The following is a 14,772-nucleotide window of genomic DNA, read 5'->3' as shown; positions in this document are numbered from 1 at the left end:
GTCAGCCTCCAATCGTCGCGACGAGTAAGGCCTTGATCGTATGCATGCGATTTTCGGCCTGATCGAAAACAATGGAGGCATGAGACTCGAAAACCTCGTTCGTCACCTCCATGCAATCAATGCCATATTCCTTAGCGATGCGGGCGCCGACTTCCGTCTCGGTGTCGTGAAACGCTGGAAGACAATGCATGAATTTCGCATAGGGGTTTTCGGTCGCCTCGATCACCTGGGCGGTAACCCGGAATGGGGAAAGAAGCCCGATGCGCTCTTCCCAAGCCGATTCACTCTCGCCCATTGAAAGCCAGACGTCCGTATAGACAAAATCGGCCCCCAGTACCCCTGAACCGACATGTTCCATCAAAGCGAACTTGCCGCCGCTCTTCCATGCCTCCGATTTCACATGATCGACAAACGCTTGGTCCGGCCACAAGGCCGTCGGCGAGACGAGGCGAAAATCGATTCCGACCTTGGCGGCGCCTAGCGCCAGCGACATCGCCACATTGTCGCGCCCGTCGCCAAGGAAGGCCACGACCATGTCAGACAGATGCTTGTGGGTGAATTCGCGCATGGTCATGAGATCGGCGAGAATTTGCGTCGGATGAGAACCGTCGGTCAGCCCATTATAGACGGGCACGCCGGAATAGGTTTTCAGCGTCTCGACTGCACGCTGCGCGAACCCGCGATATTCGATGGCGTCATAAATGCGGCCGAGAACGCGTGCAGTATCCTTCATCGATTCCTTGTGGCCGATATGGCTGCCGGTGGGACCCATGTAGGTGACGTGGGCGCCCTGGTCATAAGCTGCCACCTCGAACCCGGTTCGGGTGCGTGTCGAGTCCTTTTCGAAGATAAGTGCGATGTTCTTTCGCGTCAGGCGCGGCACTTCGTAACCGCCCAGTTTGGCGGCCTTGAGTTCGGCGGCAAGGCGTAGCAGATACCGAATCTCCTCGGCATCCAGATCATCGAGGGACAGAACGCTGCGACCATGAAGATTGATAGGCATGACAAGTTCCTTCGCAACTAAAGGGGGGCACGAGCAATCGGGCACGTCATGCAATGACCGCCGCCGCGGCCACGGCTGAGTTCCGCTCCGTCGATGGTGATCACCTCGATACCTGCACGACGCAGTAGCGTGTTGGTATAGACGTTACGGTCGTAGCCGATGACAACGCCGGGCTCGATGGCGATGACATTGTTGCCGTCATCCCACTGCTCGCGCTCGGCTTCATAGCGGTCGCCGCCGGTCGCAACGACACGCAAGCTCTTCAATCCAAGCGCTTGCGCAACCACGTCGGTAAACGGAGATGTCTCCTCCCGAGTATCCACCGAACCTTCGGCATCGCCCGGCCGCAGCGAGAAACTCCGCAAGCGATCGACGACGGGAGGATACATGGTCACCAGATCCCGGTCGCAGAAGGTGAAGACGGTATCGAGATGCATGAAGCTGCGATCGCGCGGCATAAGGGCCGCGATGACGCGTTTTGCGATACCGCTTGCAAAGAGACTTCGAGCAAGCGTGCCGACCGCCTGCGGAGTGCTGCGCTCACCCATGCCGGCCAGGACGACACCATCACCAATCGGCATCACGTCACCACCTTCAAGACTGGTTACGGTGACCGAGCTCTCGGGCGAGATGAATGTGAAGTCGGCTGCGTTGAACCGAGGATGAAAACGATAGATCGCCTCGACATTTGCAGCCTCTGGCCGCCGCGCCTGCCAATACATGGCATTGACCGAAACGCCACCATAGATCCAGCAGGAACTGTCACGGGTAAAGAGCTGGTTCGGCAGCGGTGGTAGCACGAAATCCTGCGGCGCCAGTGTCCGTCCAGTCAGCCCAAGCGGTTCAAATGGCAATTCGGCACGCGCGATGCCGCCGACGAGGCAGGTCGCTAGCTGATCCGCTGGCATCTCATTGAGCCAGCCGCGCAGTTCGTCGACCATGTCACGTCCGACAACCGCGGATTCGACCCGGCGATCGAGCAGCCAGCGGCGCGCCTTGGGCAAAGCCATCGTTTCCATGAGCAATTCGCCCAATGATTGCACAATCACGCCGCGTTCGCGCAATGCATCGACGAAGACGTCATGCTCCTGGCGTGCACGCTTGACCCAAAGCACGTCGTCGAAAAGCAGGGCCCTGCAATTGTCAGGTGTCAGGCGCCGAAGGCTCAGATCAGGGCGGTGAACCATGACTTCGCGGAGACGACCGACTTCCGAATGAACCCCGAGAACATTCATGACGCTGCTCCTTGTCAAAATGGGCTGACGAGGCCGGCCCACATTTCGTAGGCAGCAAGGAGGGCCACTGCCACAAGCGCGGCGGCAAGCACGGCTTCGAATAGACGGAAGGGCCTTTGACCTGACTCTCTGCGGGCCAGAACATAGAAGAGAATGCCCGGCGCATAGAGGATCGCACACATGAACAGGTAGGCCGGGCCGGCCGCGTAGACGAGCCACAACCCATAAAACGTTGCCAGAAGGCCGACGAGCATTGGAGCGGTGCGCTGCTCACCCAGTGCATAGCTTTCGCCTGATATGGCAAGCTTCGCAGCATAGGCGCCCGAGAAGATGTAGGGCACGAGGATCGCGGTTGATGCGATGGAAAACAACGCCTGATAGGTGCTATGAGCAAAGAGCGTAACGACCAGGAACGTCTGGACAAGAAGATTGGTGATCAGCAGCGAAGCCCATGGGACGCCGCGGTCACTTTCCGAGGCGAGGAATTTCGGCATGGTCCCGTCCTTGGCCGCCGCGAAGGGAATCTCGGCTGCAAGAAGCGTCCAGCTCAGAAAGGCACCGATCACCGAAATGACAAGCGCGATATTGATGAGAGCCGCACCCCAGGGGCCGACCACCGCCTCAAGTACCCCGGCCATGCTCGGATTTTTCAGCGCAGCAAGCGCAGGTTGGTTGAGGATGCCGAGCGAGAGAAGGGACACGAGTGCGTAGAATGCGAGGCAGGTGAAAAAGCCGAGCACCGTTGCTGTCGCAATATCGCTCCGTCGCTCTGCCCTGGCCGAGAAGACGCTGGCACCTTCTATGCCGATGAATACCCAGAGAGTGACCAACATGGTGCTCTTGACCTGGGTGGTGATCGAGCCGAGGCTAGCATTGCCCAGACCGGTGAAATCGAGCGAGAAGACATTTAGCTTGAAGGCGACGACGCTGACCCCGACGAACAATACAATCGGCGCGATCTTTGCGATGGTGACAATAAGATTCGCGACCGCCGCCTGGCGGATGCCCGCAAGGACAAGCGTGTGGATCAACCATAGCAGGATCGACGCACCGAGCACCGCCTGCCAAGTGTTTCCATCGCCGAAGGATGGGAAGAAATAGGATAGGGCGCTAAAAACGATAACCGCATAGGATACATTGCCGATCCATGCGCTCAGCCAGTAGCCCCAAGCGCTGTTGAAGCCAATAAATGGTCCGAAGCCGGCTTTTGCATAAGCATAGGGACCAGCGTTAAGGTTTGGTTTGCGGGTGGCCAGGGACTGATATACGAAGACCAGCGACAGCATGCCAATCGCCGTAATCCCCCAACCGATTGCGATGGCCAACGGGCCGGCGCCTGCGGCCATGTTCTGTGGCAAGCTGAAGACACCGGAGCCGATCATCGAGCCGATGACCAACGCCGTTAATGAACCCAGTCGCAATTTCCCATTAACCGCGACCGGCTCGGTCGAGGTAACAAGTTTTATGCCGATCGAAGTCATGATCTTCTCCCAAGGATCGAAAATATCCATGGGAGACACTGGACACTGGGCGGCGGCGATAAACCTTGATCCTGGTCAAGTAAATTGTCATTTTTCGCGAACGTCGACGTCCTGTCGTTCGAATGTCAGCCGGCGATCTCGGAGTTCGCCACAGCTATAATACAGCATTACTTTTTGCCCGTCTGGTCGACGACGCGTCGCGCGGCTGCCACATGGAGCTCCTCCAGACGTTCCAGGAAGGGGGCCTGGCCGCTGACGATCTTTTGGCGCGCCTCGGCCAGGGCGAACCACTCGGCGCGATCGACTTCGGGGAATGCTTGCATGCGTCCGCTTCGCGGCGGCCACTCGATTTCGAACATGTTGCTGCGCAGGCTGGAGGTGTCGAATTCCCCCTCCAACGCAAAGGCAATGACATGCTTACCGCTCTTCTGGCGTAATTGGCCAAGCGGTTGCAGCTTGCCTTCGGGCACGTGTCCCATTTCTTCGGCAAATTCCCGCCGGGCCGCGGCCTCAGCTTCCTCATCCTCCTTATACTCGCCCTTGGGAATGGACCACGCGCCCTCATCTCGCTTGTGCCAGAAGGGGCCGCCTGGGTGGACAAGCAGGATCAAAAAACCGCTTTCCGCCTCTTTGTACATTAAGATGCCAGCGCTTTTCTTCATGGCTGATCATTTCCGCCGGGAGGCGAGACTGGCCCTTATGCAAATTCGGATTTGTTGACAGCCAGAACCGCGTTTGAATGTGCTAATAAAGTGGTTAACCCACCCACACTATCCTGATCAGCAAGATATTCACAGGCCTCCAACAAAGGTACGAACAACGGCAGAGAATTGTTTCTCGCCGCAGCACAATGATTGTCGGATCGTCAGGATGGCTATGCCGCCACTGACGACATCTCGCGACTTTTTCTTCGATTGTTATACTGTTTTTCAAAAAACAGATTAGCCGCGAGGTTGTGTCAGCGCCAAGGCGAGTGTCCATACGGCCAGGATGGCGGTAAGCGTCAGAGGGCCGACAGCGCCATAGCGATCGACGATATAGCCGCCGAAAACCGCGCCGATGCTGATGGCGACCTGAAAAGAGACGACCATCAGGCTGCCGGCAGCCTCCAAAGCGTCGGTTGCCCCGCGGGAAAGATTGGTCGGCAGTACAACCGGTGCCATGCCGAAGGCGAAGCCCCAAAGCGCCACGAGGCCGAAGGCAATACCGGTTTGAGCGCCCCAAAGAACCAAGGCAAGTGTGGCAAACGCCATCAGCGCCGCCGTGAGAGCCAGGGCCAGGCGGATGCTGGCGTCGGCCATTCGGCCACCGGCGACATTGCCGATCACGGAAGCGATGCCAAACCCAAGCAGAGCCAGGGCGATCGATCTGGTTTCAAGGAGCGTCACTTGTTCGAGGAAGGGACGCACATAGACCGAGCCGGCAAAATGGCCCGTCATCAGCAAAAGAATGGCAAGCATCCCCAGCTGAATGCTACGCCGCCGTGTCAGCCGGAAAACGTCGGCGAGGCTGTTGCTTGTGCTCGCGGGCAGTGTCGGTAGGCTCAGTAGCTGCAGCAGCATGGCGAGCGCGGCAAGTCCGGCGGTCATCGCCATTGCCACGCGCCATCCCAGCCAGTCGCTGATCAAAGCTCCAACCGAGGGCGCTGCTATGGTGGCGAGCGAGACGCCGAGGGTGACGATGGCCATGCCCCGACCCGTCGAATTGGCGCCGACCAGTCTCGCCACGACGGCGACTGAAAGCGCCCAGAAACCGCTCAGCGCGATGCCCAGGCCAGCCCGGCCCAACAATAATAGCCAAAAATCCGTCGCCAATGACGCAAGGACATTGGAGGCGATCGCCAAGGCGCTGAGGCCGACCAACACCGTCTTGCGGTTCAGCCTGCCGATCAGAACATTGCTCAATAGGGCGGTGACAGCGCCGACGGAAGCTGTGGCGGTGACGACCTGTCCGGCTGTTCCCTCGGTAATCGCAAGATCACGCGCCAGCGGGGTTAACAGACCCGCCGGCAGGAATTCAGCCGATACCAGCGCGAAGCTGGTGGCCGCCATTGAAAGGACGGCGAACCAGGTCGCCGCGCTCCACGTGGATGGTTCCGGGGTATCCGGGTCAATCGTTACCCCATCAAGTTGCGATGTCGTGTCCGTCATAGGTATCTCCTTGAGTTAGGAGAGGTCATAGACGAACTATTCGGGACGGTATGTATCCTAAAATCCGAAATCCATGTCCATTCGTCCGGAACTTGTGCGTCGCACAACGCCCGGTGAGACGCTGGTGATGCGTTTGAAGGCGCGAGCGAAGGATGCCTCGGATTCATAGCCCAACCGAGAAGCAACTTCGGCGACTGACATGCCGCTTTGCCCCAACAGGTCGCGGGCAAGCTGCATCCGCAAACGGGCGAGATAATGGGCCGCGCCTTCTCCTAACATGGCATTGAAGCGCTCGGCGAAGATCGAACGCGATTGACCCGCCAAGCCCGCGAGACTTTTGAGGGTCCAGTTACGGCCGGGGTCTCGGTGCATGGCCGCCAGCACACGTCCGACATGGGGATCGCGGATGGCGGCGAGCCAGCCGGTGGTCGAGCCCCCGCTGCAATTGACCCAGCAGCGGATGAGCCGTGCCGCGAGCAAGTCGGCCATGCGCGACAAGACGGTCGCGCTTCCCATCTGTGGCTGTGTCGCCTCCGCCGACATGGCCGCCAGCAGGGGGCCAACGATCGGGTCATTGCCGGCCACATCGCAGCCCTTGATGATTGGCGGCATCAAGGCGACCAAGGGATTAAGTGCATGCGCCCCCAAGACCATGGAGCCGCAGAAGAGGGTGCTCGTCGCACCCGTTCCGTCCCGCACCACGTCGCATACGTTGCTTCCCAATCTTGTTATCTGGCAGCTCTTGCGCGAGTCACCCTCGACATCTGGCGCGCTGGCCAACCGGTGCGCGACGCCTTGCGGCAGCAGAACCAGATCGCCATCGTTCAACTCCTGCCATCCTTGCGCTTCGGTATGGATCCAGCACGGACCCTGGCTGACAAAGTGAAAACGAAGCAGCTGTTGTTGCGGAAAGGCGATGTTCCATGGATGTCTGAGTTCGCAGCGTCCATAATTGACGCCACTCAAGCGAAAGTCTTGCAGGACTTCGCTTAGGGCGTCCATTGGGACATTTGACGGCGACAATGGTTGAGACGAATGATCAAGCATCGAGCCAATTTAGGTCCCAAGCGTCCAGCATTCAAGCGGGTCAGCGATGCAAATGTGATCGCTCCTAGCCAGCAAGGAACGCTGTCTCAATCATACGAATGCCGTCAAACGCGGGCTCCCGATATCCGGCCCGCGCCGATGGTTCAGCCAAGATCGATTTTCATGGCGAAATCCCAGGTACCGGCGCCGTTCCTGGCCAGGCTGATCATCATCAAGCCGAGCGCTTCCAGCGTCTGGGCCATGTGCAAGCCACCAACGTCAAACGGACGGAGCCCTAGACTTTCAAGGAAGGTCGAGACGCGTGCCTTCGCCTTCGTGTCGTCGGCTGCGATGAACGCGTCGAGGCGTTCACCCTTGGCCAGCACGTGACCGAAGATGGTGTTGAACGCCTTCACGACAGGCGCGCGGGCGGGGAGGTGCTTGGCGATCTCCTGCGCGCCAGAACCGCCATGCGGAGTGACGAGACCCGAAAGGTCGGTGGCAACGGGGTTGGTGATGTCGATAATCACCCTGCCGTCAAGCGAGTTCCCGTAATCGGCGATCACAGCCGCGGCGCTGGTGTAAGGCACTGCCAGGACGACGATATCCCCGGTCGGAGCGGCGCCATAAGTCGCCGTCGTCGCTCCGGCTCCGATCTGCTCGGCGAGCGCCCGCGCCTTGGCGGGATCGCGGCTGGCCACCTCGACGGTATGCGCGGCCTTGGCGGCAAGGCCGCCGATTGCCGCGGCCATGCCGCCGGATCCAATGATGCTGATAGTGCTCATGCATGATTCCTCAATCGAACTTGACCAGATCCTTAAAGATCAGATGACCCCAGTCGTTGCCGCGCGCCTGAACGAGCAGCCCACCTCGCGAAAGGCCGCCAAGGTTGATCGGCGCGAAACCGAGTTGTTCGGCAAGCGCGGCAATCTCCGCTGTCGCGCCGCCGTCGTCGCTCGCCAGGAACACGACTCTCCTGCCACCATGCATGGCCGGATCTTGGTCGAGCACGGCGGCAGCCAGATGATTGAAGCCCTTGACCAGTCTTCCACCGGAGAAGGCCTGCGCAACGAATTTGGACGACGGCTGCCCTCCCAGTTTCTCGGGAGGCACGCCGTAGGCATTGGTCACATCGACGATCGTCTTCCCCTGCCACGTGGACACCACCTTGGCGACGTCCGGGTGCTGTTCGAAGCGGACAGCTAGAAAGATAACATCCGCCCTTATAGCTTCCGTCAGGGTCTTGGGAATAATCTCGGGCCCGATCGCGGCTGCATCGGATGCGAAGCTTGCAGGGTCGCGCGTGGTTGCAACGGACACCTCGATGCCGTTGCGGGAAAACGCTTTGGCCAGAGCTCGGCCGATATTGCCGAAGCCGATAATCGCGTAGCTCATCACATTCTCCTTCGATTGTTCGGCGCGGTCAGAGCTTGTAGCCGCCGCTTGCTTCAATCGTCTGGCCCGTCACCCAATGGCCGTCATCGGAGGCCAGGAACGCGACGACGGCGGCGATTTCCGAAGGCTCTCCAAAGCGTCCCATCGCGATTTCGGCCTCGACCGCCTTGACGAGTTCGGGGTTTTCTCGAATGGCGGCGTTCACATCCGTTCGCGTGTAGCCGGGCGCGACAGCGTTCGCGGTAATTCCGCGCGGTCCCAGTTCCGCCGCCAGCGCATGGGTCAGGTTGTTGATGGCCGCCTTGGCCATCGAGTAGACAGGCGCGGCCGTCACGGGCTTCGTGGCGGCGGCGGAAGAGATGTTGATGATGCATCCGCCGTCGGCGAGACGCTTCAGGGCCGCCTGAATGATAAAGAAGGGCGCGCGGGCATAGACCGCGATCAGGGTGTCCCAACTGTCCGGCGTCGCGTCCTTGAAGCCAACCCAGCCGGAGTTGCCGGCGTTGTTGACCAGAATGTCGAGGGCTTTGCTTCCGTTTCGCTTGGTGAACTCGTTGTCGAGTCTCTCGAATAAGATCGGGACGGTCGCCGGGTCAACGAGGTCCGCGTGGATCGCAAACGCGGTGCCTCCAGCATTCTCGATGGCCGCCACCACCTCGTCGGCGCCAGATTTGGAGGTGTTGTAGGTTAGCGCGACCGTCGCGCCATCCTTTGCGAGGCGCTCGGCGATGGCACGACCAATGCCGCGCGACGCCCCGGTTACGAGAGCGGCTTTTCCTTTGAGAGGATGTGCCATTTCATTTCCTTCCGTGGATGTATGCATAATTGGATGACTGACCCGGCAGTGTGTGGCACGTCAGAGTTGAGCCAGGCCGCCGTCGACGGCGACTTCGCTGGCGGTCATGAAGCTGCTGTCGTCGGATGCGAGGAAGGCGGCCACCGCTCCGATCTCCGCCGGATCGGCCATGCGCTGGAGCGGTGTCATCGCGGCGAAGGCCTTCTGGCCTCCTCGCCGAGCGCTTCCTTCGCGAGTTCGGTCGCCGTCGCCCCGGGCGACAGCACGTTCACCCGGATGCCCGTGCCCTTCAGGTCCTCGGCCCAGGTCCGCGCGAGATTGCGCACTGCCGCCTTGCTCGCGCTATAGGCGCTGAATGCCGGGGCGCCCGTGGTGCCGGCGCTCGATCCGGTCAGGATGATCGAACCGCCCCGGCCCATCAGCGGCAGCGCCTTCTGGACCGTGAAAATCGTGCCTTTCACATTAGTGTCGAAAGTCTCGTCAATATGCTCTGCGGTGATCTTGCCGAGCGGAAGCGAGCTGCCCGCCCCGGCATTGGCGAAGACGATGTCAAGGGTTCCGCGCTCCGCCTTTACCGCCGCATAGAGCCGATCCAGATCGGCTTCATCGGAAACCGAGCCCGTCACCGCGCGGGCATTCGGCCCGAGATCGACCACGGCGGCATCGAGCGCTTCCTGCCGGCGGCCGAAAATGAACACGAAGGCGCCTTCCTCGATGAACCGCTTCGCCGCGGCGCGACCGATGCCGGTGGCGCCACCCGTAATGACTGCAATCTTACCCTCAAGCTTTCCCATGACGTCTCCTTACGCCCGGTCGACAGCGCCTGTTGTCATTTGCGCCGACGGACGCTATCTAATGGATCACTGATCCGATTCATAACCGGATCACCGATCCACATATATGGATCACTGATCCATTTAGCAAGGTAGTCCATGCGAGCCGACGCGGAAAAAAATCGCAGCCAAATTCTCACCGTCGCGCGTGACGTTGTCGCCGAGCATGGTGTGGACGCGTCGATGCGTGACATTGCCCGCCGGGCCGGCGTCGGCTTGGCCACGCTGCTCCGTCATTTCCCGACGCGGGAAGCGTTGTTCGAAGCGCTGCTGTGTACCCATCTGGACGCACTGACCCGGAGGGCAGCCGAACTCGAACTGTCGACTTCGGCCGACGAAGCACTTCTCTCCTGGTTTCGAGAATTGGTGGAATTCACCCAAAGCTCTAGGGGCGTTGTCGCCATGATGGCGGCCGCTCACACGAACCCCGACTCCGCCCTTTATGCCTCGTGCGCGGCCGTGCACGCGGCGGGCGCGCGACTACTGCTGCGCGCCCAGGCCGAGGGAACGGCGCGCCCCGATATGAATGGGGACGACCTGTTTGCCTTGATAACGGCTCTCGGCTGGGCGGTCGATCAACCCTCATTCGCGCCACGGGCGGATCATCTCGTTCACCTCGTGGCGAGCGCCATCCTGACACATTGGCCTCGCGATGATGTGAAGAAGGCAGCGGGTTGAATAAGGTCCGGGCACTTTTCCTCAAATTGCCCATGCAACGAAGCGGACTGGATCGCCGCCTGGCACAAAGCCACGCCTTTGAGTAGCGGAAACCTGACGCGGCCGCGCGAACGCCATGAAATGCGGCCGCCAACCCACGTGATTTCTTGTGATCGGAAGGGGAGTGGACGTCTGCACCGCTCCATGCGGCGAACGCCAGATAATGCTGGCGGGAAGGATTGCTTTCGCCTCACGCGAGAAAAACTGCCTTTGGATCTTCGGGTTTCGACACGATCATTTCCGCGACGGGACTGGTGCCCGGTAACGCCAATTTTCGGAGCGAGCAAATGTCGATCAATCGCCGTCACTTCAACCAATTGCTGCTCCTTGGCGGCGCGGGTCTTGTCTGGGGAGGCTCTCCGTCATGGGCAAGCGCCGCGGAAACGCCGGTGAGCGGCGGAACCCTGAACTGGGCCTACTATCCCGATCCGACGGCGCTGATCGCGATTAACACGTCCTCCGGTACGGGCCAGGCGATCGGACCGAAGATCAACGAGGGACTGCTCGATTTCGATTACGATCTCAACCCGAAGCCGCTTCTGGCGACGTCATGGTCGGCAAGCGACGATGGTCTGCGCTACACCTTCGCGCTTCGCAAGGGCGTCAAATGGCACGATGGCAAGGACTTCACGTCCGAGGATGTAAAGTTCACCATCCTTCGCCTCAAGGAGGCGCATCCGCGCGGGCGCATTACGTTCCAGAACGTGACATCCGTCGAAACGCCCGATCCGCTCACAGCCGTCATCGTTCTGTCCAAACCGGCTCCCTATCTGATCTCCGCGCTCGGCAGTTCGGAATCACCGATCGTGCCGAAGCATGTCTACGAGACCTTCAAGCCGAGCGAGCAGCCGACCCTCGCGCAGACGATCGGCACAGGTCCCTTCATCCTGAAGGAATGGGTGCCTGGCAGCCATCTGATCTTCGACCGTAACCCGAATTATTGGGACGCGCCGAAACCCTATCTCGACCGCGTCGTCCTGCGCGTCATCCTCGATCCAGCGGCAAGGGCCGCGGCTTTGGAGACGGGAGAGATCGATATTGGCGCGAATCCCGTGCCGTTATCCGACATCGAGCGGCTGAAGGCCAATACCAACCTCGTTGTCGATACCACGACCTACGCCTATTCCGGGCCACAGCAGCAGCTGTTCTTCAATTATGAGAACGAGATTCTCAAGAAGAAGGATGTGCGATTGGCGATCGCGCATGCCATCGATCTGCAGAAGCTCGTGGACATCGCCCTCTTCGGTTATGCGCAGGTCTCACCGAGCCCGATCAGCACAGCCTTGCCGAAATGGTACGATCCCAGCATCAAGGCCCGCGTGCCCGATCCCAAGCTCGCCAACAGGCTGCTCGACGATGCCGGCTATCCGCGCGGTGCCAATGGCACGCGCTTCAAGCTGCGGCTCGCCTATAATTCATTCCTGCAGCCCTCCTATGCCGACTTCATCAAGCAGTCGCTTGCCGCGGTCGGCATCGATGCCGAGATCCTCAAGCTCGATCTCGCCACCTTCCTGAAGACGGTCTATACGGATCGTGCATGGGATCTGGTGATCGAATCCTTGTCCAACACCTTCGATCCGACGCTTGGCGTACAGCGCGCCTACTGGTCGAAGAATTTCAAGATCGGCCTGGTCTTCTCCAATGCCAGCCACTATTCAAACCCGGAGGTCGACGCGGTTCTTGAAGCGGCCGCCATCGAGCCGGACGAGGCCAAGCGCCGGCAGCTCTGGTACAAGTTCCAGCATATCATCCACGACGACGTCGTTTCCGTCGATCTGGTGGCGGCAGGCGCGCAGATCGTTGCCAACAAGCGCGTGAAGAATTTCGCGCCCGGGGCACAGGGCATCAACAACAGTTTCGGCCAGATATGGCTGAGCCCGAATGCCTGAACAGGTAGGCAGGGCCGATTGTGAACGGGAGCCGGCTTATCCAAGCCGGTTCAATGCGTTCCTGGCCGCGATCGCGCGGATCATATGGCTTTGCGGTGCGTGCGCCCGGGCGGTGATCGCATCGCGATGATGGCGTTCAAGCTGGAAGTCGCGATTGAGGCCGGGATTGCCGGCGAGCTCCAGCGCAAGACTGGTGACCGCGACGGCGTTGTCGATGACGACATGGCGAACATGCATGCCGTCCATTCCCACCGGCCGGCCGGCATCGACATCTTCCCCAAGCGAGCGCAGCAGCCGGGCGTTCGTCGCAAGCCGCACCTCGATTTCACCGAGGCCGTCCAGGACGCGCGGCACCGTCGCGATTGGTGCGCCAAGGCTGGCAGGGCTATGCGTGCTAGCAAAGCCAAGAACGCGGTCCCGCGCTGCTCTGGCAACGCCATGATAAACCGCACCGATCAAGCCGAAGAAGAAGGCGGCGGCATGCTCGTCGCGACGGATCGGTTCGCTGGCCGGTTGCGCCTCGATGAGATCATCGAGCGGTACCGATACATCTTCGAGAATGATGTCATCGCTCGCCGTGGCGTGCATGCCGGCCGCATTCCAGCTCTTCTCGATCCGAAAGCCGGCGGCATCGGTCGGCACCAGAAACGAAGCAAGGCGCGGTTCCTCCTCGTCGGTAACGGCCAAAAGCGACACCCATTTCAGCACGGGGATGCCGGTCACATAGCTCTTATGGCCGGAAATGCGCCATCGATCGCCGTCACGGCGCGCGATCGTCTCGGGCAGGGCACCATGGGCGGGCGAACCGATGCGCGGCTCGGCTTGCGCATTGTTGATCAGCGCCACACCCTGCCTGTTTGCCGACAGGACGCGCTCCACGAGATGGCGGGGCCATTTGCCAAGGCGGCGGATAGTAAAATGCGAGGTGTAGTGCATGGCGAGCACCAGCGCGGTCGCGGGTTCACCACGGGCGATCTCGCTGATGATGGCCTGCGCCGATGTCAGGCCCTCGCCGTGGCCGCCATGATCCCGGTCGCTGACGAGGCCGAGCAGGCCGGCATCGAAAAGCCGGTCGAAATTCTCGAAAGGGAAGGCGCCCGTTGCATCGTGATGCGCGGCCCTCCTGGAAAAGTCCTCGGCAAGGTTTTTCGCCTTGCCGATCAGATCATCAATGGTGTCTGTCATTTCGTTACAACGTGGTTCAGGCGACGGCGCGTGTGGCGAAACCCTCGAGGTGACGGCGGTCCACCCATTCGCCAATATCGAAATCGCCGGCCAGGAAGCCGAAGTCGCGCAGGAAATTCTTGTAGTGTTCGACTGCGCTGACGAGTTCCGGTTCCAATCCCAGGCCGAGATGGCGATGGATCTCCGGCCCATTGGCGGCAAGAACCTGCTCCTCCGTCGCTCCGGACTCACGCGCCACGAAGCGGCGGGTTTCTTCCGGATGGGCTTCCGCCCAGGCGCCTGCCTTGAAAATCGCGTCGATCAATCTGCGCACGAGATCGGGACGCTCGTCGGCCAATCGATCATCGACGGTCAGCACGCGCGGCGAGCCGGAATTGATGCGGATTTTCGGATCGGGATGAAAACCGAACTCGGCGACCTGCACCGCGCCGATGAGATTGGCGACATTGATACCGGCGGTTCCCTTGACGTAGATCGCGTCCACCTCGCCGCGCAGGAGAGCGGCAATCTCCTCGCCATAGGCCTGTCGGCGCTTAAGACCGAAGAGGGAGGGGCCTTCCTGGCTGGCGAGCACGGAATCGGTTAGCGCGATCTCGACGATCTCAACATCGTTGATGGATAAGCCTTCGAGCGACAGGGCCGAGATCAATCCCTTGAGTGCCGTGGCACGCATGAAATCGACGATCCCTTCGGGGCGGCGGGCGATGCCGAAGCGTCGGCCCTTGAGATCCCTGGTCGTCTTGATGCCGGTTCCCGGCAGTGTGATGATCGCCTGAAACTCATCCGTCCAGGTAATGCCGACAAGGCGCGTGCGCCGGCCTTCGGAGCGCGCACGAATGGGCGGCACGTTGCCGCCATGGCGGAAGGACCAATCGAGCGTATGGTTGAAATGGCTCTGCCGGATGTTGCGATCCGGAGAGTCGATAATGGATTTCAGCGTGACGCCTTCGCCGCGAAAACCGTCTTCGAGATAGCCGAGCTGCGCTGCAAGGCCCACAGGGGTCGGAACGGGGCAGCGCGTGTACCAGATTTCGGAAATGGCATTGCTGGTCATGATCGTTC

At 60.5% G+C, this 14,772-nt stretch carries 13 protein-coding genes and 1 pseudogene; 2 read left to right on the top strand and 12 right to left on the bottom strand.

Going from position 1 to position 14,772, the window contains the following annotated elements; all coding sequences use genetic code 11:
* Nucleotide 1: 1 nt before the first annotated feature.
* From argF to FBZ97_RS19250, 10 genes and pseudogenes are all read right to left on the bottom strand, one after another.
* A complete protein-coding gene (gene argF / locus FBZ97_RS19295) occupies nt 2-1,003 on the bottom strand; it encodes an ornithine carbamoyltransferase (protein ID WP_113388829.1) in 1,002 nt (333 codons plus the stop codon).
* A 17-nt stretch (nt 1,004-1,020) separates the two neighbouring features.
* Nucleotides 1,021-2,238 carry an arginine deiminase gene (locus FBZ97_RS19290; protein ID WP_145321153.1) on the bottom strand — a complete coding sequence of 406 codons (1,218 nt, stop codon included), beginning with the start codon at nt 2,236-2,238 and terminating at the stop codon, nt 1,021-1,023.
* 14 nt (nt 2,239-2,252) lie between these two features.
* The gene (gene arcD, locus FBZ97_RS19285; protein WP_113388864.1) at nt 2,253-3,719 is read right to left on the bottom strand and encodes an arginine-ornithine antiporter; all 1,467 of its coding nucleotides are present in this window, start codon (nt 3,717-3,719) and stop codon (nt 2,253-2,255) included.
* Nucleotides 3,720-3,886: 167 nt separating this feature from the next.
* Nucleotides 3,887-4,381, bottom strand: coding sequence for an NUDIX domain-containing protein (locus FBZ97_RS19280; protein WP_113353491.1), 495 nt, complete (start codon nt 4,379-4,381; stop codon nt 3,887-3,889).
* A 279-nt stretch (nt 4,382-4,660) separates the two neighbouring features.
* A complete protein-coding gene (locus tag FBZ97_RS19275; protein ID WP_145321155.1) occupies nt 4,661-5,869 on the bottom strand; it encodes an MFS transporter in 1,209 nt (402 codons plus the stop codon).
* 57 nt (nt 5,870-5,926) lie between these two features.
* A complete protein-coding gene (locus FBZ97_RS19270; protein WP_183809921.1) occupies nt 5,927-6,916 on the bottom strand; it encodes an AraC family transcriptional regulator in 990 nt (329 codons plus the stop codon).
* Nucleotides 6,917-7,059: 143 nt separating this feature from the next.
* The gene (locus tag FBZ97_RS19265; protein ID WP_145321159.1) at nt 7,060-7,680 is read right to left on the bottom strand and encodes an NAD(P)-binding domain-containing protein; all 621 of its coding nucleotides are present in this window, start codon (nt 7,678-7,680) and stop codon (nt 7,060-7,062) included.
* A gap of 10 nt (nt 7,681-7,690) precedes the next feature.
* Nucleotides 7,691-8,290: an NADPH-dependent F420 reductase gene (locus tag FBZ97_RS19260; protein WP_145321161.1), complete on the bottom strand. Its 600-nt coding sequence runs from the start codon at nt 8,288-8,290 to the stop codon at nt 7,691-7,693.
* A 28-nt stretch (nt 8,291-8,318) separates the two neighbouring features.
* On the bottom strand, nt 8,319-9,086 hold the full coding sequence (locus FBZ97_RS19255; RefSeq protein ID WP_145321163.1) for an SDR family oxidoreductase: 768 nt from the start codon (nt 9,084-9,086) through the stop codon (nt 8,319-8,321).
* A gap of 60 nt (nt 9,087-9,146) precedes the next feature.
* A pseudogene (locus FBZ97_RS19250) lies at nt 9,147-9,880 on the bottom strand (SDR family oxidoreductase).
* Between the two features lie 138 nt (nt 9,881-10,018).
* Between FBZ97_RS19250 and FBZ97_RS19245 the strand changes: the two are divergent.
* The gene (locus FBZ97_RS19245; protein WP_145321165.1) at nt 10,019-10,597 is read left to right on the top strand and encodes a TetR/AcrR family transcriptional regulator; all 579 of its coding nucleotides are present in this window, start codon (nt 10,019-10,021) and stop codon (nt 10,595-10,597) included.
* Nucleotides 10,598-10,923: 326 nt separating this feature from the next.
* Entirely contained in the window at nt 10,924-12,525 is a 1,602-nt protein-coding gene (locus tag FBZ97_RS19240) for an ABC transporter substrate-binding protein (RefSeq protein ID WP_145321167.1), read from the top strand.
* A 36-nt stretch (nt 12,526-12,561) separates the two neighbouring features.
* Here FBZ97_RS19240 and FBZ97_RS19235 read toward each other — a convergent pair whose 3' ends face one another.
* Together FBZ97_RS19235 and FBZ97_RS19230 are read right to left on the bottom strand one after the other, a co-directional pair.
* Complete coding sequence (locus FBZ97_RS19235) at nt 12,562-13,710, bottom strand: acyl-CoA dehydrogenase family protein (protein ID WP_145321169.1); 1,149 nt, start codon at nt 13,708-13,710, stop codon at nt 12,562-12,564.
* A gap of 16 nt (nt 13,711-13,726) precedes the next feature.
* Nucleotides 13,727-14,764 (bottom strand): ABC transporter substrate-binding protein, encoded by a 1,038-nt coding sequence (locus FBZ97_RS19230; RefSeq protein WP_145321171.1) that lies wholly within the window; start codon nt 14,762-14,764, stop codon nt 13,727-13,729.
* Between the last annotated feature and the right edge of the window lie 8 nt (nt 14,765-14,772).

Origin of the sequence: Rhizobium sp. ERR 942, from assembly GCF_007828395.1 — a bacterium.
Lineage (GTDB): Bacteria > Pseudomonadota > Alphaproteobacteria > Rhizobiales > Rhizobiaceae > Rhizobium > Rhizobium dioscoreae.
This window is presented reverse-complemented; position numbering and strand designations above follow the sequence as displayed.